Here is a 20,690-nt window from a genome sequence, read left to right as displayed (position 1 = left end):
GTGTTGGACATGAATCCTTACCTTGGCCGTTCGGCCTTCCTGTTTGGTGCAACGAGCCACCAGACACGAAAGGAAATCATCATGGCACGCAGCAATACCGCACCCGCACTGGAGACCAATCCGCCGGACTTCCTCGCCTGGCATGTCGCCAACAAAGGCGACAAGGGTTTCTGGACCCGCATCGGAGCCGCATGGTTCCACCGCGACCGAAAATGCCTCTCGCTTCAGCTGGAAGTCGTGCCGATAAATGGCCGGATCGTTCTGCGCACGCCGCTGGACGACGAGAAGAAGGAACCGGGCGCTTAGCGCCCGGCCTTCGGGCACTTTGACAAGTTTTGGATCGGAAGGCGACTGTCTGGTTTCGGAAGCAGAAAAAAGATGGCAGCCATCCGGCATGCAACCCAATCGATGACATTGCGTCTGACTACACCGCAGCCACGAGGAACTCTTGAAAGGCGGTCTGATCGGACCCTTTGATCAATTTCAGAGGAATATCTAACTCGCCGCATATTTCCCGCGCGGCACGTTCGGCCAAATTTTGATGCCGGCTAAGCAAATGTGAAGTTAGCGCGGGGCGATCGCGACGATGATCAGCCTGGCGGCGTTGGGCTATCAATTCTGGCTCGTCCCACAGGAAAGCCATGCTCTTACAACCTAGAGCATTGAAGACCTCCGCTGGAATGAATATCGGACCTGCTGCACCGTCTATGATCGTATGCCCATCGAACACCACCAGAGATCGAACTCCATGGGTCATCCGCGAGAATGCGGCCAGCATTAGAGCCTGATTATCGAGCACAGGACCGAGCCGAAGGTCCTCTGATGAACATGCGGATCCTGCCCGATGTTCCTGTTCTAGTTTAATCAGCGCGCTAGCCTGCAAGTGCAATAGATCAATGTCCATCGCTGCTCGCCGGATCGAGGTGGACTTGCCCACGCCCGATAGGCCAACGACGGCGACAGTTTTCATTGAAGCGAAAATCCCAAATCGAGCCGAGCCAACAGGGGCGCACGCCGTGTATGATCGAGCTTGAAGATCGACTGGGGTGGCTGCTTGGAAATCACTCCGGCCCTTCGGAGCTCGTCAATCTGCATAGCGGGTGACAAATGGCCTGCCAGTAGAAAGTTAATCACCTTGACCGGATTCTTGGGACTCGCATTCCATGACTGCAGCTGGCGTTCGCTGTAAACGGATCGCCCGCCAGCAAGTCGACGTAGTTCGTCGGTTGATCGAGCCAGTGCCATATTTTCGAAGATTCCGACTGTTGTAATCGCCTGCGACGGCATCCTCTCCGACTGTCCTTTGTAGAAGAACAACAAAGCGCCGCGCTCGCTCAGGTTCGCGGGCGCGTGGCAGAGATAGACTTTTCGGATTGTATTTCCCGCTTTTCGCGGTCCGGTACCGATGCCGCCAAATTCAAACAGGTCTTGTTGACGATCGTCACGAAGCTCTGGGAAGAGCACCTCGTGATAGTCTTCCTGAATCGGGATACCATAAGCAGCGACCGTAGAGTCGGCACAAAACCTCGGATATGACCGTGCCGCTACTTCGAACAAATCTGCGCCATTCTCACACGCGAGCGGCAATCGGCTTAAGCCTTTCTCAAATGTGAGTTCGCCGTCATCAGCAACCTTGGTTCGGCAAAAGCCATAGTATTCAATCAAGCTGATGAGCGCAGTCTGTTCAGGATACGTGGTGAGATACAGGACATCGTAACCGTTCTTCTGAGCGAACCAGAGGATTTGCTTCAGCAGCAGTTCGCCCAGCTTGAGACCGCGTCGCTCAGGCCGTACCTTGAATGTGCAAATCTTAAGTATCCGTTCGCCCGGCAAGGTCGCGTCGGTGTTGGTCGCGGTCTCATCTTTGCGTACGACAAGGCCGGCTAAGCCGTCGTTATCGGTCACAACCCAGCATTTGCGCAACTTCGCAACACAGCTGTCCCGCCACCAAGTGTCGAATTGCGGATAACCTTCTCTCAGACTTTCGAAGATTGGATCGGTGGTTGGGATAGTATGCGCGTCGACCTCTTCGACGTAGCGGAACTGAACCTCTTGCGGTTCATACGTCGAGCGCAAGAGCGCCGTGGCATCGGCAACAAAAAGGACGCGATCGGCAATGCCCGAGGCATAGCGGCGTGCGCGATCATGCAGCCCCCCATCCTCAGTTACGAGAAAGTCTACAACTCCAATCCGAAGTGCATGCAGTAACGTGGTATCGACTACGTCGTTTGGGCGGGAAAGCCCGCCAAATTCAGCTTCCAGGTCAGCGTTCGTCAAACCCCTAACCTTTGCAATGGTCGGGAATTTTGCGATTTTGCTCAATGATATCCGCCGTCGAGCGTCATCCTTGTCTCGCGCAATATCGTCTTTTGCGGCTTCATGGATAAAAACGCCGACACCGTGACGAGCAGCCAACTGCCGAAACGAAGCAAAATCCGGTGCTACTTCTCGCGAATCCTCAAGGCCGATGAATACATTGGTGTCGATCAGATATCTCACCCCACTCATGTCTCAGAGCCTCACGAAGTTCAGGTTTGGCATAACGATAGGATTGAGGGGGTTCAAAACCAAATCGTTCTCTTAGTTCAGTAAGATCCAGACTTCGGCGAAGCGGGCGAGCACTACGCAATTTAATGGCATGAGCACAGTCTGCGCCAGAGAAGTATGTGTCGAAATCATTTCGTCCGATGCAGGCGCGCTCCGCATATTCCGACCATATCGCGCTTGGCGTCCCAACTTCCACGCCCTCGATTTCGGCGATCCCTGTCAATGCTCGCGTTGGGCTAGTCGAGTAGATAAGGGCGATGGTCCCCTCGGGAACATACTTTGGAAACCGACGGCGGAGTTCGACGGTCTTCTCTCCCGTCTCAATCTTCTGCGAATAACGAGGCTTGACGCTAAAGATGAACTCGCGGTTCTGTGGTGCCCAACAGTCACCCAAAATCGGAACAATGAATTGGCCGTCTATAGTCTGATCGTCATGGGGCACCCCAAGATCATCGATCGCGGACGCGTCGAACCGTGCATTCAAATCGATCCCAGCCCCCAACACGCCTAAGTAGCGCTGTATCGTCGAAATACGCATGTCCGGCTCGTTCTCGATGCGTGACACCGCAGATTGCTGTACTCCTAGACGTCGGGCCACTTCGATTTGCGTTAGACCAGCGAACATGCGGGCACCCCTCAACCGCCGACCAATGTGATCGGTACCGGCTGAAGGGCGCGTATTGATGGGGTCAAGTGTTCTCGATTTTCTGGTCATTGGCGCTCCATTGGTCCCCTAGTATCATGTTGACATGATATTGGAATCCACTGATTATGGTTTTTTGATCTTGCCAGCCATGTAGGAGGCAGTCGGCACAATTCCGCAAACAAGATGCCTGTTCTGCAAAGCAGATTCATCGGCTTCTCGAAGTGTTGAGCACATCATTCCGGAATCACTCGGAAACACCCTTCATGTGCTACCACGGGGTGTTATCTGCGATCGCTGCAACAACTACTTCGCGCGAAAGGTTGAGGCACCTTTCCTCGAAAGCCCAGCGATAAAGAGTCTGCGATTTCATCAAGAGCTCGAGAACAAACGCGGTCGCGTTCCATCTATAGACGGACTGATTACTCCCTGTATCCCGGCCCTCGTAACTAGATTGCCACGAAAAAATTTGACGTCGGTCGAGGTGTCGCCAGACGCACTTGGGGCAATAGCCGCGAGACCGAATGGGCGACTAATTGTTCCTTTGACTGGATCTGCGCCATCCGACGCGGTGATTGCAAGGTTTCTCGCCAAGGTCGCGCTTGAGTTCATGGCTCAGCGATTAGTTAACGCTCCTGAAGGGCTCGCTTATCTTTGCGATGAAGAGCAGCTCGACCCACTCCGCAATTACGCCCGCGTAGGTTCGCCAAACTTGTGGCCCGTGCATATACGAACGATCTATGGTGCCAACGATTTCGTCCTCGACGCGAACGGACAACGTGTTCAGATTGTCCACGAGAGTGACTTCCTAGTAACGCCGATGGGGGAATGGTACTTTATCCTGGCGATCTTTGGCGTTGAATTCGCGATCAATATTGGCGCTCCTTCAACAGAGGGATACGTGCAATGGTTGGTAGCCAACCAAGGCTTAAGCCCACTTTATTCGGAGAAGAACTTGGCTTGCGGACCAATGCCGAGGAAAGCGCTCTGAGTTGTTGCCAGGTTACACTGCAGCCATCACTTTTCTTTATCTTTGCCGTAATCGGTGCCGGCACCATCACGGTCAAGAGCAACCGACGCGCCCATCTCCCGCACGATCGCGAAAATGCCGCTGACGCAGTAAGATGTTACGAAGCGTCAAGGTGTGGGGAAGGAGAGTGCCAAGCTGTGGAAGCGCTCCGAATGTCGCACCAGGTCGGGTGGTCTAAAATGCCCGCATTTAGGTCCAACCTATACAGCACAGGGCATCTATGGTGAAAGGCAAGCATGCGTCGAACAGCCCGAGCCCAGACTGCCAAACCAATCTCCAGGGAACTTCGGGATAAGCTAGCAATCTGTCACGAACATCCCGATCGAGTGCTATTTCTTGACATCGAAACGACAGGCTTGAGTCATTTTTACGATGAAATCACAATCGTAGGTTGGGCCATAGGCGGCAAATCCGGCACATTCATAAAGGGCCAAGATCCATCAGAGATGTTGCAGGTCGCTCAGCGGGCGATGGCGGTTGTCACATTCAACGGCATTCGGTTTGATCAGCGGTTTTTGAAGCAGGAGTTTCCGCAAGTCGGCCTTCCTGAAACACATATCGATCTGATGTACCTCTGTCGTCGAGTAGGCTTAACTGGTGGCCAGAAGGCAATCGAAGCGACATTGGGACTCAATTTTCGAGATGATCTGGAGGGGGTCGATGGGTTCGCAGCAGTGTTGTTGTGGCATCAGTATCTTCGTGGTGAACTAGGAGCTCTCAAGCGCCTGATCGCTTATAACCGGGCCGATATCGCTGCGATGGGAGGCCTAATGGATCATGCCTTGGCAATGCTGGGCTATGAACCCGATCTGATCGGCCAGCCTGTCAGGTTCGTTGATTGGTCCAACCCCAAAGACAGACAAAAGCTACCAAATGGGCTGAAGAAGGCCGCTCCAGAGTTGACGCGAGCACCAACGTTTCGCGAGTTATTTGATGGCCTTCGCGCCGAGACGTCCAGAATTGTCGGAATCGACCTGACCGGATCAGAAGCAAGGCCAACGGGGTGGTGCTTACTCGACGGGCGCAAGGCAAAGACCGAGACGATTTCTACCGACGAAGAGCTTGTTGAGCGGACGATGGCGGCATCGCCAGACCTAATTTCAATCGATTCCCCTCTTTGCCTGCCATTCGGTCGACAGACAGTGTTCGATGACGATCCGACGCGCGAAGAATTCGGCATAATGCGGTTTTGCGAGCGCGAACTTAAGCGGCGCGGCGTGAACGTTTACCCTAGCCTTCTCCCAAGCATGCAGAAGCTGACTGCACGTGGCATCAGGCTAGCACAGGTATTCAGATCGCACGGCCTGCCCGTCATCGAGAGTTACCCGGGCGCGGCTCAAGATGTGATGCGTATCCCGCGAAAGGGCGCTGGAGAAGAATGGCTTAAATTGGGTCTGAAGAACTTCGGCATTCGGGGCAAATACGAAACCACCAAGGTTACTCACGACGAGCTCGATGCAATCACTTCAGCTCTCGTCGGTACTTTCCACCTTGCCGGCCTTTCGGAGGAACTTGGTACGGCCAACGAACCACCACTGATCATCCCACGCCTGGACGTAAGTCGCACACCTTTTGTGATTGGCGTTAGCGGACCAATCGCAGCAGGAAAGACAACCTTGGCTGAAATCTTGCAAGCACATGGCTATGCCTACACCCGCTTCAGCCTGGTCATTGACGACATCCTGATGGAGCAAGGCTTGCCGCTTAACCGCAAAAACCGCCAGGCGGTCGGTATCGAGATCAATCGGGACGGACGGCAGAGAGAACTGGCAGAGCGTACGGTTTCAAGAGTTGAAGGAGCAAGTCAGATCGTCGTGGACGGACTCCGCTTCCCAGATGATCATGCCTTTCTGAAGGAAAAGTTTGGCTTCAGGTTTCACCATATTCATGTGTCCGCGCCCGATGAGGTCCGCAGAAAGCGATATGCTGCAAGGTTGGAGCTGTCACATTCGGAAGCTGGCAAGGCGTTTGAGGAAGCCAACGCTTCCGAAGTCGAGCGCATGGTGCCCACGCTTGGACGCCTCGCGCACGAAACGCTCTTCAACATCGGCACCAAGGACGATATGGCTACGTCGCTTCTGAGCCTGTCGGCGCAGTGGGAAGAGGGGAACTGATGCCAGTATCAATCGTCGTTGGTGGCCAATTTGGATCGGAAGGCAAGGGCAAGGTTTCCCTTGAGCTCGTCAGAATGGCGACTGAGCGGCAGATTGCGGTGGTTCGGGTCGGCGGCCCCAATTCCGGACATACAGCCTACGACCGTTCGGGTAGGAAGTTTGCGCTGCGCCAGCTTCCGGCGGGCGCGGTTGATCGCAATGTCGATGTCGTTTTCCCGGCCGGTTCATTTGTCGACGTTGATGTGTTGCTGCGTGAGATTGATGAACTTGATTACCCGCGCAAACGCATCTTCATAAGCCACTACGCAAACATCATCACTCCCGAGCAAAAGACCTGGGAGGTCGAGGCCGGGTTGGTTTCCGGAATTGGATCAACCGGTAGCGGCGTTGGCGCGGCGATCATGGCGCAGGTCGCCCGCGAGGCGTCCAATTTCCCGCTCCATCGGCACGATGCCGCGCATTGCGCACCTTTGGAACCATTCTTGCGCGACACGACGGCCTTGATGCGAACCTGGCTGGATGCTGGCGTTCGGATTGTCATCGAAGGAACGCAAGGGTTCGGCCTGTCACTATACGATGGTGGACATTGGCCCAAAGCCACCTCGCGCGCAACCACGGCGGCGGCGGCTTTGGCCGAGACAGGTCTGAGCCCAATGGACGTGGACAATGTTGTGCTCGTCATCCGGTCATATCCGATCCGGGTTGCTGGAAATTCCGGCCCGCTGCCAGGCGAGACGAGTTGGGAAGCGATTTCCGAGTCCATCGACGCGCAATCCGACCTGCGTGAATTTACGACAGTGACAAAGAAACTGCGCCGCGTCGGCCATTTCGATGCTTCGGTGGTGAAGGCCGCGATTGCTTGCAACAATCCAACGGCGATCGTGCTTAATCATTTGGACTATGTCGGTTCGGGACACATGGGCAATCAGGAGTACGCCAAGGTAGCGGGCTTTATAACGGAAGTTGAACGAGCAATCGGAAGGCCAATCGATCATCTTGGATTCTCACCTTTGTCGATGGAGCGCAGAAGTGCGTTTGCTGGCTGACGAGGCTGCGCCCGGAGAAAAATTGCTCGTCTCACGCGCTCGAGGCAAAAAGCTTGCCGAGGCTTGGGACAAGAAACCAAAACAGCTGAATATTCCCGACACACTTCTCACTTCGGCACACATAACTGAAGTGGTTGAGGCGACCGGTATAGTTGCGCCCTTTTTCTTCTCACAAGGTCTTCGGAAAGACCGCCTTAAGAAGGCGGCATATGAAGGCCGGATTGGAACTAGGGCATACATCTACCGAGACACAAACCGACCGGATCAAATCTTCGATCAGTCAAAAGATGAATATCTCACAGTCCCCCGGAACAGTATCGTATTTGTCGAAAGCGATCTGGATTTTCGGATTCCGGATTTCATTGCGCTGCGCTTCAACTTGCAGATTCAGCATGTTCATCGGGGGCTGCTGCTTGGCACAGGCCCGCTGATCGACCCTGGCTTTTGGGGCAAGCTATGCATACCGCTGCACAACCTGACTGATGAAGATTACCAAATCCCACGCGATGAGGGTTTGATCTGGATCGAGTTTACCAAGACAACCCTACCCACCGACGAATCCGACGCGGCCCGCGCTCCACAAGGAAGCTCTGTGGAGCCAAGGAAAGAACATTGGGATATTGAAAAATTCCTGCACAAAGCAGCGGACCAGTATCGAGGGCACAAAGTGCCTATCAAGAGTTCATTGCCAACAATGTTTGAGGCAGCGAACGCTTCAGTGAAGAAATCGGCGGCAGACGCGGAGACGGCAGCGGGCGAAGCTAAGTCTCTTCGCACTCTCAACATCTATGCAATGGTCGCGGCAGCCATAGCCCTAGCGGGGCTTACAATGGCATTTTGGAATTTTAACAGCGGATTGTCGTCACGGAATGAAGAGATAGCCGGAACGCTTAGGTCAGACACCGAGGCAATGCGCAGTGCGCTTGAGCGGCACGTTAGTGAAATAGACCGTTACAGCACAGCTCCCGATGAAGCGCGGGCTTCAGTTCCGGCACTGAGAGGTGAGGTGGAGCGGCAGCAGGCCGAAATCGATGCTCTGTCCCGGCAGGTTTCAGATTTGAAAGCCGAACTGGAGCGCGTCAGGCCCAATCCGCGCGACCCCAACCGGCCAGCTGGCTAAGGCTGCAGCCAGCTACCGATCCAAGACCGCCACCCTGTTGTCAGCTTTCGGGTAATCGGTGGTCGAACTTCAACTCCCGGGATCAGGGCGCAAAGCGGTGGCCCATGAAGCAAACCTGCATCAATGGCCTGTTTCGCCTTTTCGAAGCGTATCCAGATTATCACTCCACCACTGAGCCATTTTGACGCGCTCATCCCAGTAGTTCCCGCGGTTGTAGACCCCCCGGATCGCATTGCTGTCACCATGCGCGAGCGCCCGCTCGATGGCATCCGGATGCCACAAACCGCTTTCATTGAGCATCGTCGATGCCGTCGAGCGAAGCCCGTGAGCGGTCACTTCGTCTTTGGTGAAGCCCATGCGGCGGAAGGCCGCGTTGATCGTGTTCTCGCTCATGGGCCGTTGCCGGGTGTGGAAGGCAGGGAAAATGTACCCCTTCCCGCCGGAAATCGACTTGAGCTCACGAAGCAGTTCCAGGACCTGTCGCGACAAAGGCACGACATGAGTTCGGCGCGCCTTCATCTTGCCTTCCGGAATGGTCCAGATGGCCTTATCCCAGTCGATCTCCTCCCACTCCCCATGACGAAGTTCGCCGGGGCGGACGAAAATGTGAGGCGCGATCTGCAAAGCGAATTTCGTGACCGGATAGCATTCGTAGCCATCGATCGCGCGCAACAGTTGACCCAGTTTCTCTGGTTCGAGGATTGCTGCGTAGTGTCGCGCCTTGGGCGAAACTAGCGCGCCTTTCAGGATTGATGTCGGATCGGTCTCGCAAAGTCCCATGGCCGCTCCAAACCGGAACACCCGGCTTGCAAACGAACGGCACTTCTTCGCCGTTTCCAGATTGCCTTTCGCCTCCAGCTTCTTGAGCGCCGCCAGCATCAGCTGCGGATCGACATCATTGAGCGGCATATTCCCAACGGCAGGCTTGAGCAGATCGAGAAACCAGCGTGCCTTGCGAAGCGTGGCCTCGGCCCGCCCTTCCCGCACCATCTTCTCCTCGATGTAAGTTTGCGCCACTGATGCAAACGTGTTCTCTGCACCGAGTTTGATCTGCGCCTTTTCCCGCTTGCGCTCCCGCATGGGGTCGATGCCATCGGCAATCGCGAGGCGCGCGCGGTCCCTTTCATGACGCGCCTGTGCCAGGCCAACTTCAGGGAAAGGGCCAATCGGCATCTTCTTTTCCCTGCCGCCGAAGCGATACTTGAGATGCCAGAGCTTTGAGCCGTTCGGTTTTACGAGGAGGTACAGGCCTCTCTCATCGCCCTTTTTGTAAGGCTTGTCCTTCGGCTTAAACCCGCGAACCTGCTGATTCGTCAAAGCCATCCGGGGGCCTCACTCAGATTCGCGAACGCACCTTCGCCAAAATGAGCCCCCATTGAGGCCCCCAGTCGATGCAAAACACAGTGGAACAAAGCGGGACTCCAATCACTAGGACCGGAGAAAAAGTGGCAGAATTCCGCCATTTATGCAATAAGTTTGGACATCGCTGAACGCTGAAATGGTGCCCAGAAGAGGACTCGAACCTCCACACCCTCTCGGATACATGCACCTGAAGCATGCGCGTCTACCAATTCCGCCATCTGGGCACTCGCCTGGCGAATCCGTCATCCTGTGCGGTTTCGCCGGGGTAGGCGCGGGCAGTTAGCTCAGGGGGCGGGCTTGGTCAACACGGCAATGTCGCTTCATTGCAAAGAGTTTTTCGACCCGTGCGATTCCGGCGGGATATCCCGTATTTGCAGCGCTCCGACTGCGGGCGGATAGAGGGGCCGGCATCGAACCGGCCCCTGCATGATTAGCCCGCAGACAGCGCGATGTGGCGCTTCATGTGGTGGTCGATGCTGCCGAATTCGGACTTGAAGATCGTCAGCCGCTTGAAATAGCCGCCAATCGCCAGTTCGTCGGTCACGCCCATGCCGCCATGGATCTGGATCGCTTCCTCGCCGATATATTTCGCAGCCTGGCCCAGGCGGACCTTCGCCGCCGATACGGCCAGCTTGCGCTCTTTCTCCGGCGCATCCAGTTTCATCGTCGCGAGATAGGTCAGCGAGACGGACTGTTCGTATTCGGTATACATGTCGACCATGCGGTGCTGCAACACCTGGAACGAACCGATCGGCACGCCGAACTGCTTGCGCTGGCGCGAATAGTCGACCGTCATGGCGTGGGCGACCTTCATCGCGCCGCACGCCTCTGCGCAGGACGCGGCGATGGCTTCGTCCGCGACACGCTCGATCAGGGGCAGGGCCTTGCCTTCTTCGCCGAGCAGGCCATCCGCCGGAACCGACACGTTCTCGAAATAGACTTCAGAAGCCATGCGCCCGTCGAAGGTCGGGTAATCGCGGGTCGTGACCCCGTCGGCGGACTTGTCGACGATGAAGACGGACACCCCGTCATGGTCGCGCTGTTCGCCGGAAGTGCGTGCGGTCACGACGAGGTGGCTGGCCCACGGAGCGCCGATGACCACGGCCTTGTGACCGTTCAGCGTGTATCCGTCGCCATCCTTCTTCGCGGTTGTCTGCAGGTCGGCATAATCGTAGCGGCCCTGCGGTTCGGCATAGGCGAAGGCGAAGATGCGGCTGCCATCGACGATGCCGCCGATATGCTCTTCCTTCTGCGCATCCGTGCCGGCGTGCTTCAGGAAGCCGCCTGCGCAGACGACGGTCGGCACGAAGGGTTCGACGACCAGCCCCTTGCCCAGTTCTTCCATCACGACCATCGCGTCGACCGCGCCGCCGCCAAAGCCGCCATCCTCTTCGGAAAAAGGCATGCCGAGGATGCCCAGTTCGGCCAGCCGGGCCCAGATTTCGGGGCGCCAGCCGCTGTCGCTGTTCACGACGCCGCGGCGCGTTTCCCAGTCATACTCCTCGCGCACCAGCCGCGACAGCCCGTCGCGAACCATGTCCTGTTCTTCGGTGAAATTGAAATCCACGGTGTTTCCTCTCTAGTCTCTTCGTCTCTTGCCGGCCTTAGAGACCGAGGATCATCTTGCTGATGATGTTGCGCTGGATCTCGTTCGAACCGCCGTAGATCGATGCCTTGCGCATGTTGAAATAGGCTGCCGCGACGTGCTGGGCATGACCCGGCCCGACGGCGTATTCGTTGTTGCCCGGCACTTCCATCCGGCCATACATCGGCGTGCCGTAATGCCCGACCGCCTCCAGCGTCAGTTCCGTAAGGCGCTGCTGGATCTCGGTGCCCTTGATCTTCAGGATGGAGCTTTCCGGCCCCGGACCCTTGCCCGCCTGTTCACCGGCCAGCGTGCGCAGTTCGGTGATTTCCAGGGCGGCCAGGTCGATTTCGAGCTGGCTGACCTTCCGGGCGAAATCGACATCGTCCATCAGCGGTTCGCCGCCGACCTGTTCGGACCGGGCGATATCGCGCAGTTTCTCCACGCCGCGCTTCGACCGGGCGACGCCGGCAATGCCGGTGCGTTCATGGGCCAGCAGGAACTTGGCATAGGTCCAGCCCTTGTTCTCTTCACCCACAAGGTTCTCGACCGGCACGCGGACATCGGTCAGCCAGGTCTCGTTGACTTCGTAGCCGCCGTCGATCAGCTTGATCGGGCGCACTTCGATACCGGGTGTCTTCATGTCGATCAGGATGAAGCTGATACCTTCCTGCGGCTTGGCCGCATCGGGATCCGTGCGGCACAGGAAGAAACCCCAGTCGGCATGCTGGGCCAGCGTGGTCCAGGTCTTCTGGCCGTTGATTACGTAGTGATCGCCGTCGCGCACGGCGGTCGTCTTGAGCGAGGCGAGGTCGGAGCCTGCGCCGGGTTCGCTATAGCCCTGGCACCACCAGACATCGCCGCTGCGAATGCCGGGCAGGTGCTTCTCCTTCTGCTCTTCACTGCCGAAGGTGTAGATCACGGGGCCGACCATCGAGACGCCGAAGGGCAGCGGCATGAAGGTGTTGGCGCGCGCGTTTTCCTCCGACCAGATATAGCGCTGGGTCGGCGTCCAGTCGGTGCCGCCATACTGTTCCGGCCAGGCGGGGACGGACCAGCCCTTTTCGCCCAGCACCTTGTGCCAGGCGGTCATGTCTTCAGGCGACATGTCCTCGCGCATGCCGAAATCACCCAGGTGCTTGGGGTGGTTTTCCTCGATGAACGTACGCACCTCCTTGCGGAAGGCGATCTCTTCTGGGGTGAATTCAAGGTTCATGCGCTGTCTCTCCAATTCGTCGCTATTTGCGACAGGTCTGTGCCATGTGGACCTGTCTACACAAGGGCGAATTGCGAGTCACCGCGTCCCAAGGGGCAGGCTGAAACGCCCGACTTCGGCCATTCCCGGCATCCGGTACGGCGCGCCAAGCATGCGGTTGCCGTTACGCCTTCTGCGAAAAGCGGGGGAGCGACCGGTCCGGCCGAATGAGACAGTTGGAAGTCGGAGCGTGCGGTGAAATTTTTTTGCGGGGTTTCGGCCGGGGCGCTCTGCGCCAGCCGCCAATGGGCCCGGATGCATGGAAGCCGAAGCGCTTTCGCGAAGCTTGACTCAGGCGCGGCTTGCCCGAAGGCCTGACGGCCATGACCCGCCTCATCCTGTTCAACAAGCCGCACGGCGTGCTGTCGCAATTCACCGACCGGGGAAGCCCGACCACGCGGCAGACCCTGTCGGATTTCGTCGATGTGCCGGGTGTCTATCCGGCGGGACGGCTGGACCGGGACAGCGAGGGACTGCTGCTGCTGACCGATGACGGGAAACTGCAGGCGCGCATTGCCGATCCCAGGTTCAAACTGCCCAAGACCTATCTCGTTCAGGTGGAGGGGGAGCCGGACGAGGCGGCGCTGGCGGCTTTACGAAAAGGCGTTCGGCTGAAGGACGGCATGACCCGTCCCGCCGGTGCGGAGCGGATTGCCGACCCCGAGTTATGGCCGCGCGATCCGCCGATCAGGGTCCGCAAGTCCATACCCGACAGCTGGATCCGCCTGACCCTGCGCGAAGGGCGCAACCGGCAGGTGCGGCGCATGACGGCGGCGGTCGGCCATCCCACGCTGAGGCTGGTGCGGTGGTCGATCGGCGACTGGACGATTGCCGGGGTGGAGCCGGGGCGCTGGACCGAGCGAAGCGCCGGCTAGTCAGACTTCCTCGAAAGCCACGCAGCCGCGATTGCAGAGCGTGACGAGAAGCTGCGTCATTTCGGCATTCGCCTGCACAATCTCGACGCGCGGCGAAGCGCACAGTTCGGCGGCGAAGCGGGATGCGAGGCCCGTGCACCGGACGCCTTCGCCATCGACGTAAAGGTGCACCTCGTCCTCGCCCGTGCGGATGAAGGCGAAGCGGCTGGCGGGGTTGCGCAGGATTGCTGCACCACCGGCCAGCAGCGCAGCGACCTGCCGGGCGTCTGCCCTTTCTTCCGGCCGCCAGTCGATCAGGCCGTTCTTCGGCGCGGTCGCCAGCCGGCCGAACCAGAGGGCGAAGGCCTGCCGGTCGTTCAGCTTCTCGATTGCGGCGGCATGGAGGCGGCCAAGCGCGGCTTTCGTGATCTCGCCGGGATTGTCCTGCAGCGTCAGGTCGGGATCGGCATAGCGATCGTCCTCTGCCAGGGTGTCCAGCACCGCGTCCGTCCAGCCTTCCACCAATTCGCCCTGCGACGGCGCGCGAAAGCCGACCGAATAGGTCAAGCAGTCATGTCCGATGGCGGTCCCGCGGTGCGCAAGGCCGGGGGGCACGTAAAGCATGTCGCCCGGTTCCAGAACGAAGTCCTGCCGCGCGATAAACTGTGCCAGCAGGCGCAGGTCCTCATGCGGCAAGAGCGGCGTTTCGTCGTTGCACATATCGCCCAGTTCCCAGCGCCTGCGTCCGAGACCCTGGATCAGGAACACGTCGTACTGGTCGTAATGCGCGCCGACCCCGCCGCCATCGGTGGCGTAGCTGACCATGACATCGTCGATGCGCCAGTTCGGCACGAAGCGAAACGCATCCAGCAGCCCTGCGACTTCCGGCACGTGGTGATCGACCGCCTGCACCAGCAGGGTCCATGGCGACGTGCCGAGCGCATCGAACCGCTCCGCCGCCAGCGGGCCGTGCTCGACCGAAAGAGCGCCCTCGGCCCCGTGTACCAGTCGCGATTCGATCCCGCTTTCGCAGGCGAGACCGGCCAGTTCGTCCGGTTCGACCGGGTTAGACCAGTCGGCAAAGGCGCCGCGCACCAGCAGCGGTTTCTTCTGCCAGGTGTCGCGCAGGAAAGCCTGCGGATCGAAATCCGCAAGGGTGATGGCAGGCAGGTTCACGTGCCGCCCGCAGCGATGGCGATGTCCATGAAATTGCGCGCAGCTTCGCGGTCGGCCTCGTCCTCGAATGCGACGTCGAGGTCGGGCGCGGCGTCCAGCATGTAAAGCAGGCTCCACAGGGCGAAGCGATTGGCGCGGTCTTTCTCCATGCCCAGATCGACCAGCATCCGGTCGGTCGCGGCGGGGATGGCATCGACCTTGACCTGGGCGAGGTCGGTCGTGCCGAAATGGCGCAGCAGCAGGTTTTCCATGTCCATGAGCGGGCGCTAGACCGGGCGGGGCCGCTTGCAAAGGAGAACAGTGCCCGGCTTCGCGCCATATTCGATTGGGAAGACCCGCGCGGCTTGCTAGGGGCGCGGCCATGCTGACGATCGACGACATCACCGTGCGGCTGGGCGGGCGGCCCATCCTCGAACGCGCAAGCGCCGCCATCCCGGTGGGCGCGCGCGTCGGGCTGATCGGACGCAATGGGGCGGGCAAGTCCACCTTGATGAAGACCCTGATCGGCGAGATCGAACCCGATGCAGGCGAGATCGCCAAGGGTTCGCGCGTGAAGCTGGGCTATATCGCGCAGGAAGCACCCGCCGGATCGCTGACGCCCGAAGAAGCGGTTCTGGCTGCCGATACGGAACGTGCCGCGTTGCTGGAGGAATCGGAAACCTGCACCGACATGGACCGTCTGGGCGACGTGCACGAGCGGCTGCTGGCCATCGATGCCTACAGCGCGCCGTCGCGTGCCGCGCGGATCCTGACCGGGCTGGGCTTCGACGAGGACATGCAGAAGCGTCCGCTCGACACGTTCTCGGGCGGATGGAAGATGCGCGTCGCACTGGGGGCGCTGCTGTTCTCGCAGCCCGATGTGCTGTTGCTGGACGAACCGTCCAACCATCTCGACCTCGAAGCGACGTTGTGGCTGGAAAACTTCCTGAAGAGCTATCCCGCCACGCTGCTGCTCATCAGCCACGAGCGCGACCTTCTGAACAAGGTCGTCGATCACATCCTGCATCTGCAGGGCGGGCAGCTGACGCTCTATCCCGGCGGGTATGACAGCTTCGAAAAGCAGCGGGCCGAACGGGCGGCGCAGCTGGCCAGCGCCAAGGCCGCGCAGGACGCGCAGCGGGCCCGGCTGCAGGACTACGTCGCGCGCAACAGCGCCCGCGCCTCCACCGCGCGGCAGGCCCAGTCGCGGGCCAAGATGCTGGAGAAGATGCAGCCTATCGCCGCGCTGATGGAAGACCCCTCGCTCAGCTTCTCCTTCCCCGATCCCGCCGAGCTGAAACCGCCGATGATCACGATGGACATGGCCGCCGTCGGCTATGCGGAGGATACGCCCATCCTGCGCCGGATGAACCTGCGGATCGAGCCCGACGACCGGATCGCGCTGCTGGGCCGCAACGGCAACGGCAAGACGACGCTCGCCCGCCTGCTGGCAGCGCAGCTTCCCGCGATGGAAGGCGCGGTCAATGCGCTCGGCAAGATGAAGGTCGGCTATTTCACGCAGTACCAGGTGGAAGAACTGGACGGCGACGACACGCCGCTGGAACACATGACCCGCGCGATGGAGGGGCAGTCGCCCGGCGCGGTGCGCGCGCAGCTGGGCCGGTTCGGGTTCTCCGGCAACCGCGCGACGCAGGAAGTGGGCAAGCTGTCGGGCGGGGAGCGGGCGCGGCTGGCCCTGGCTCTCATCACCCGGGATGCACCGCACCTGCTGATCCTGGACGAGCCGACCAACCACCTGGACGTCGATGCCCGCGAGGCGCTGGTGCAGGCGCTGAACGACTATACGGGCGCGGTCATCCTGATCAGCCATGACCGTCACATGGTCGAATTGACCGCGGACCGGCTGGTGCTGGTGGACGAGGGCACGGCGCAGGAATTTCCCGGCAGCATGGAGGATTATATCGACTTCGTGCTCGGCGGTTCGCCGCCGCGCAAGGATACGGATGCCGCAGGCGGGAAGGACGCGAAGAAGGCGAACCGGGGGCGGGGCGGCCTGTCCGCGAAGGAGAAGGCCAAGCTGCGCAGCCTGCGCGCGGAACTGGCCAGGACCGAACAGGACATGGCCAGGCTGGAGAAGGAACGCACCGTCGTCGACCGCGCGATGTACGAACCGGCAAGCTCGGACCCGAGGCTGGCCGACCAGCCGATGAGCGAATTGCTCTCGCTCCGCGCAAAGATCACCGAGCGGCTGGAAGAGGCGGAGGCACGGTGGATGGAACTGGGCGAGACGATCGAGCAATTCTCGGCGGGCTAGCCGGGGCAGTTCCTCCGCGCTCAGGCCAGGGAAGTCAGATCAGCGCGCGCAGGACCTTCAGCGCGGCATCCAGATCGCCTTGCGCAAAATCGCCTGAAAGCGGGCCGGTCAGGGCCTGCTCGACCATTCCGGCCGCCAGGGCCAGTCGCTGGGCTTCGGTCTCGTCGGGCGAGCCTGCGCGCGGGCGGTGGTCGGCATAGCGCCCCCCGTGGAACAGAAGCGGCGCCTCGTCGCGCGCTTCGAAATCCACCACTTCGCCGACCATGATCACGTGGTCGCCGCCATCGTAGAGGTGGCGCGTGGTGCATTCGAAAAGCGCCGCGTGATCCGCGAAGACCGGGGAGCCGAGGCGGCCGGGGGTCCACGGGACGCCGCTGAACTTGTCCGCGCCGCGCCGCGCAAACCGGTTCGACAGCTCTTCCTGCGAGGCGGCCAGCACGTGGATAGCGAAATGGCCGCTTTCCTCGAAGGCGGCGCGCGACTGGCTGTCCTTGGCCAGCGACCAGAGGACCAGCGGGGGGGCAAGGCTGACGGAATTGAAACTGCTGGCCGTGACTCCGACCGGCTGACCTTCCGCATCCAGCGTGGTCGCGATGGTGACCCCGGTGGCGAAGGAGCCCAGTGCTTCCCGGAACGCGTCGCGGTGGCCATCGCCCATCGAGGGCGCGGTGCCGGACTGCGTGCTGCGATTGTCGTGGGAAGGAGGGCTGCTCACCTGTCCGCATCTATGCGCACAGGCGGCAGCCTTCAACTCATTCGTCTCCGCGTCCCTGCCGCCTGCCTACTTGCCGGTGAATTGCGGCTTCTGCTTGCTGAGGAACGATGCTGCGCCGACCATCGCGTCCTGCGTGCTGCCGGCGATGCGCTGGCCTGCGGCTTCTGCCGAGAGGGTGGAGGTGAAATCGGTTTCCAGTCCGCCGCGCAGGGTCTGCTTCATCTGGCCCAGCGCCACGGTCGGGCCATTGGCCAGCTTTTCCGTCAGGGCGTTCGCCTCGCCCATCAGGGCATCGTCCTCGACGCATTTGTAGATCAGCCCGATACGCTCGGCCTCTTCGCCGTGGATGCGCTCGCCCAGCATCATCATCCGGCTTGCCCGCGCCAGGCCGACCAGACGCGGCAGCATCCAGCTGGACCCGCCATCGGGAACGAGGCCGATATTGACGAAGGCCTGCAGGAAATAGCCGCTCTTGCCCGCGATCACGAAGTCCGCTGCCAGCGCGATCGAGCAGCCTATGCCCGCCGCCGGACCCTGCACTGCGGCGACCACCGGGACGCGCAGGCCCGCGAGCAGTTCGACCATCGGGTTATAATGCTTCTGCAGGGCGGTGTAGGACCGTGCGCCGCCGGTGATGGCGCTGTCGGCGCTGGATGCGAGATCCGCCCCGGAACAGAAGGCACGGCCCTCCCCGCTCAGCAGGACGGCGCGCGCGCCGTCCAGGTCGCGCAGGGCGTCGAACAGCTCGTCCGCCATCTCCGGCGGGCAGGCATTCAGCCGGTCGGGCCGGTTGAGGGTGATCTTCAGGACCGGACCGTCCTGCTCGGTACGCAAAGTGTTATAGGCCATCGCTCGCTCCTGTCTTGTTTTGTGCCGCTGCATTGCAGACCCGCTGCATCGCTGTCGAGACGCTGGTGCAGGGTTCCGTTACGGCACCCGCGACCCGCGCCGGGTAAAAAAGTTCAGCTGTCGCGGAAGTCGGGCTTCCGCTTCTCCATGAAGGCATCCACCGCCTCGTGGTGATCGTCCGTATGGTGGGCCAGCGCCTGGTAGGCGGCGCTCAGTTCAAGCAGAGGGCCCAGCTTCATGTCCTGCCCTTCGCGGAGCAGGCGCTTCGCCATGCGGGTCGAGTGACCGGGATTGACCGCGATTGCGCCTGCCACCTCGACGGCGCGCGGCAGGCATTCGTCATGCGGGACGCATTCGCTGATCAGCCCGAATTCCAGCGCCTTTGCCGCGTCGATGATCTCGCCGGTCAGCGTCATCTGCGTCGCACGCGCCATGCCGATCACGCGCGGCAGCAGCCATGCACCGCCATCGCCGGGGATGATGCCCAGTTTCACGAACGTCTCGCCGAAGATCGCTTTCTCGCTGCCGATGCGGATGTCGGCCATGCAGGCAAGGTCCAGTCCGGCGCCGATGGCAGGTCCGTTGACCGCGGCGACCACCGGCACTTCCAGGTCGTAGAGCGCCGCCGGAATCAGCTGGATGCCGGTGCGGTAGCGGTTGCGGATTTCGTAGGGGCTGCCTGCGAACATTGCCGATTTACCGACCATGTCCTTCACATTGCCACCCGCGCAAAAGGCGCTGCCTTCGCCGGTCAGGACGATGGCGCGCACGCTGCGGTCGCGGGTCATGTCGGCGCAGAACGCGGCGATTTCCTCGCTATGTGCGGTTTCCGAAATGGCGTTACGGGTGTCGGGGCGATTGAGGCTGGCGATGACGACGGGGCCATCGCGCTCTGTTTTCAGAAACGGTTCCATGGACGCTGTGCTAGGTTGCATGGCGGGCCCGCGTAAACCTAAATGTGCGGCAAGACTGCGGAGACGATGCCCTGTTCGACCAGATGACCCTTGCCGAGATACCGCGTGAAGACGAGGCGCTGCGCGAACAAGTGCGAGCGCTTGCGGCGGAGGCGGTGGCGGAGATGACGCCGGCCCAGCGATCGCGGTCGTGGTCGGGTTTCGATGCGGACTTCAGCCGCAAGCTGGGAGAGGCAGGGCTGCTCGGCCTGACCCTGCCGACCCAATATGGCGGGGGAGGCCGAGGCCCTTTCGCACGGTTCGTCGTGGTGGAGGAATTGCTGGTCGCGGGCGCACCGGTTGCCGCCCACTGGATCGCCGACCGGCAGAGCGCGCCGCTGATCCTGAATTTCGGGACCGAGGAACAGCGCCGCAAATATATCCCGGCCATCTGCCGCGGCGAATTGCTGTTCTGCATCGGGATGAGCGAGCCGGGCAGCGGTTCGGACCTTGCCAGCGTGCGCACACGCGCCGAACGCACCCAGGCCGGGTGGCGTCTCAACGGCCAGAAGATCTGGACCACCAATTCGATGCATTCGGATTACATGATCGCGCTGGTCCGCACATCGGGCACGGCAGACGACCGCCATCGCGGCCTGTCGCAGCTGATCGTGGACCTGAAAGCGCCCGGCGTGGATATCCGTCCGATCACCGACCTTGCCGGCGACGTGCATTTTGCCGAGGTTTTCTTCGAGGACGTGGACCTGCCTGCCGATGCGCTGATCGGTGAGGAAGGCGGCGGCTGGCAGCAGGTGGTCGCGGAACTCGCCTTCGAACGCAGCGGGCCGGAGCGGATCTATTCCAGCATCGTGCTGCTGGATGCGTGGCTGGCGCATTTGCGCCGCGTGCAGCGACGCGATCCGGCGACCCTGGCGCTGGTCGGCGGCTTCATGGCGAAGCTGGCGGCCCTGCGCGCCATGTCGCTCGCATGCACCGGGCAACTGGCGGCCGGGGAAAGTCCGGTGGTCGAGGCTTCGGTGGTGAAGGACCTGGGCACCGCCTTCGAACAGGCGCTGCCGATTGCCATCGGAGACGATCTGGCCGCCTATCCGGAAGAACCGGTGAGCGACGATTTTCGCGCGGCGCTGACCTATGTCACGCATATCGCGCCCAGCTTCTCGTTGCGGGGTGGGACCCGCGAAATCCTGCGCGGGATCATCGCGCGGGGTTTGGGCCTGAGATGAGGG

General features: G+C 60.5%; 19 protein-coding genes and 1 tRNA gene. 8 read left to right on the top strand and 12 right to left on the bottom strand.

Annotated features, from left to right (window positions below):
- Positions 1-81 precede the first annotated feature (81 nt).
- Entirely contained in the window at positions 82-306 is a 225-nt protein-coding gene (locus PF049_00600; GenBank protein WBY16702.1) for a hypothetical protein, read from the top strand.
- Between the two features lie 118 nt (positions 307-424).
- Here PF049_00600 and PF049_00595 read toward each other — a convergent pair whose 3' ends face one another.
- Genes PF049_00595 through PF049_00585 form a run of 3 tightly spaced genes read right to left on the bottom strand, consistent with a single transcriptional unit; the run spans position 425 to position 3,262 of the window.
- Positions 425-970 (bottom strand): AAA family ATPase, encoded by a 546-nt coding sequence (locus tag PF049_00595; GenBank protein ID WBY16701.1) that lies wholly within the window; start codon positions 968-970, stop codon positions 425-427.
- Positions 967-2,508 carry a GNAT family N-acetyltransferase gene (locus PF049_00590; GenBank protein ID WBY16700.1) on the bottom strand — a complete coding sequence of 514 codons (1,542 nt, stop codon included), beginning with the start codon at positions 2,506-2,508 and terminating at the stop codon, positions 967-969. The genes PF049_00595 and PF049_00590 overlap by 4 nt, the downstream gene beginning before the upstream one ends.
- The gene (locus PF049_00585; protein WBY16699.1) at positions 2,459-3,262 is read right to left on the bottom strand and encodes a helix-turn-helix domain-containing protein; all 804 of its coding nucleotides are present in this window, start codon (positions 3,260-3,262) and stop codon (positions 2,459-2,461) included. The genes PF049_00590 and PF049_00585 overlap by 50 nt, the downstream gene beginning before the upstream one ends.
- A 538-nt stretch (positions 3,263-3,800) precedes the next feature.
- Here PF049_00585 and PF049_00580 point away from each other — a divergent pair.
- The 4 genes from PF049_00580 (at position 3,801) to PF049_00565 (ending at position 8,500) form a co-directional block, all read left to right on the top strand.
- A complete protein-coding gene (locus PF049_00580) occupies positions 3,801-4,181 on the top strand; it encodes a hypothetical protein (protein ID WBY16698.1) in 381 nt (126 codons plus the stop codon).
- A 365-nt stretch (positions 4,182-4,546) separates the two neighbouring features.
- Positions 4,547-6,334 (top strand): ribonuclease H-like domain-containing protein, encoded by a 1,788-nt coding sequence (locus PF049_00575; GenBank protein WBY16697.1) that lies wholly within the window; start codon positions 4,547-4,549, stop codon positions 6,332-6,334.
- Complete coding sequence (locus PF049_00570; GenBank protein ID WBY16696.1) at positions 6,334-7,380, top strand: adenylosuccinate synthetase; 1,047 nt, start codon at positions 6,334-6,336, stop codon at positions 7,378-7,380. Before PF049_00575 ends, PF049_00570 begins: the two co-directional genes overlap by 1 nt.
- Positions 7,364-8,500 (top strand): hypothetical protein, encoded by a 1,137-nt coding sequence (locus PF049_00565; GenBank protein WBY16695.1) that lies wholly within the window; start codon positions 7,364-7,366, stop codon positions 8,498-8,500. The genes PF049_00570 and PF049_00565 overlap by 17 nt, the downstream gene beginning before the upstream one ends.
- 120 nt (positions 8,501-8,620) lie before the next feature.
- Here the strand turns inward: PF049_00565 and PF049_00560 are convergent, their stop codons facing one another.
- From PF049_00560 to PF049_00545, 4 genes are all read right to left on the bottom strand, one after another.
- Entirely contained in the window at positions 8,621-9,823 is a 1,203-nt protein-coding gene (locus PF049_00560; protein WBY16694.1) for a tyrosine-type recombinase/integrase, read from the bottom strand.
- A gap of 176 nt (positions 9,824-9,999) precedes the next feature.
- A tRNA-Leu gene (locus PF049_00555) sits at positions 10,000-10,086 on the bottom strand.
- Between the two features lie 206 nt (positions 10,087-10,292).
- Positions 10,293-11,429: an acyl-CoA dehydrogenase gene (locus PF049_00550; GenBank protein WBY16693.1), complete on the bottom strand. Its 1,137-nt coding sequence runs from the start codon at positions 11,427-11,429 to the stop codon at positions 10,293-10,295.
- Between the two features lie 37 nt (positions 11,430-11,466).
- Positions 11,467-12,663: an acyl-CoA dehydrogenase family protein gene (locus PF049_00545; protein ID WBY16692.1), complete on the bottom strand. Its 1,197-nt coding sequence runs from the start codon at positions 12,661-12,663 to the stop codon at positions 11,467-11,469.
- A gap of 362 nt (positions 12,664-13,025) precedes the next feature.
- Between PF049_00545 and PF049_00540 the strand changes: the two genes are divergently transcribed.
- Entirely contained in the window at positions 13,026-13,577 is a 552-nt protein-coding gene (locus PF049_00540) for a pseudouridine synthase (GenBank protein WBY16691.1), read from the top strand.
- On the opposite strand, the gene PF049_00535 is transcribed toward PF049_00540, so the two are convergent.
- Positions 13,578-14,732, bottom strand: coding sequence for a cupin domain-containing protein (locus PF049_00535; GenBank protein WBY16690.1), 1,155 nt, complete (start codon positions 14,730-14,732; stop codon positions 13,578-13,580). It lies immediately after the preceding gene.
- On the bottom strand, positions 14,729-14,989 hold the full coding sequence (locus PF049_00530; protein ID WBY16689.1) for a hypothetical protein: 261 nt from the start codon (positions 14,987-14,989) through the stop codon (positions 14,729-14,731). Before PF049_00530 ends, PF049_00535 begins: the two co-directional genes overlap by 4 nt.
- Before the next feature lie 104 nt (positions 14,990-15,093).
- Between PF049_00530 and PF049_00525 the strand changes: the two genes are divergently transcribed.
- The gene (locus tag PF049_00525; GenBank protein WBY16688.1) at positions 15,094-16,986 is read left to right on the top strand and encodes an ABC-F family ATP-binding cassette domain-containing protein; all 1,893 of its coding nucleotides are present in this window, start codon (positions 15,094-15,096) and stop codon (positions 16,984-16,986) included.
- Between the two features lie 34 nt (positions 16,987-17,020).
- Here the strand turns inward: PF049_00525 and PF049_00520 are convergent, their stop codons facing one another.
- The 3 genes from PF049_00520 to PF049_00510 all read right to left on the bottom strand — a co-directional run bounded on the left by PF049_00520 (position 17,021) and on the right by PF049_00510 (position 19,464).
- Entirely contained in the window at positions 17,021-17,701 is a 681-nt protein-coding gene (locus PF049_00520) for a flavin reductase family protein (protein ID WBY16687.1), read from the bottom strand.
- Positions 17,702-17,767: 66 nt separating this feature from the next.
- Positions 17,768-18,550 (bottom strand): enoyl-CoA hydratase-related protein, encoded by a 783-nt coding sequence (locus PF049_00515; protein WBY16686.1) that lies wholly within the window; start codon positions 18,548-18,550, stop codon positions 17,768-17,770.
- A gap of 113 nt (positions 18,551-18,663) precedes the next feature.
- The gene (locus tag PF049_00510; protein ID WBY17939.1) at positions 18,664-19,464 is read right to left on the bottom strand and encodes a crotonase/enoyl-CoA hydratase family protein; all 801 of its coding nucleotides are present in this window, start codon (positions 19,462-19,464) and stop codon (positions 18,664-18,666) included.
- A 44-nt stretch (positions 19,465-19,508) separates the two neighbouring features.
- Here PF049_00510 and PF049_00505 point away from each other — a divergent pair, with 44 nt between their 5' ends.
- Positions 19,509-20,687 (top strand): acyl-CoA dehydrogenase family protein, encoded by a 1,179-nt coding sequence (locus PF049_00505; protein WBY16685.1) that lies wholly within the window; start codon positions 19,509-19,511, stop codon positions 20,685-20,687.
- The last annotated feature ends 3 nt before the right edge of the window (positions 20,688-20,690 follow it).

It is taken from the genome of Erythrobacteraceae bacterium WH01K (assembly GCA_027941995.1).
In the GTDB taxonomy this organism is placed as follows: domain Bacteria; phylum Pseudomonadota; class Alphaproteobacteria; order Sphingomonadales; family Sphingomonadaceae; genus CAJXSN01.
The sequence above is the reverse complement of the archived record's forward strand: the minus strand, read 5'-3'. Positions and strand labels throughout refer to the sequence as shown.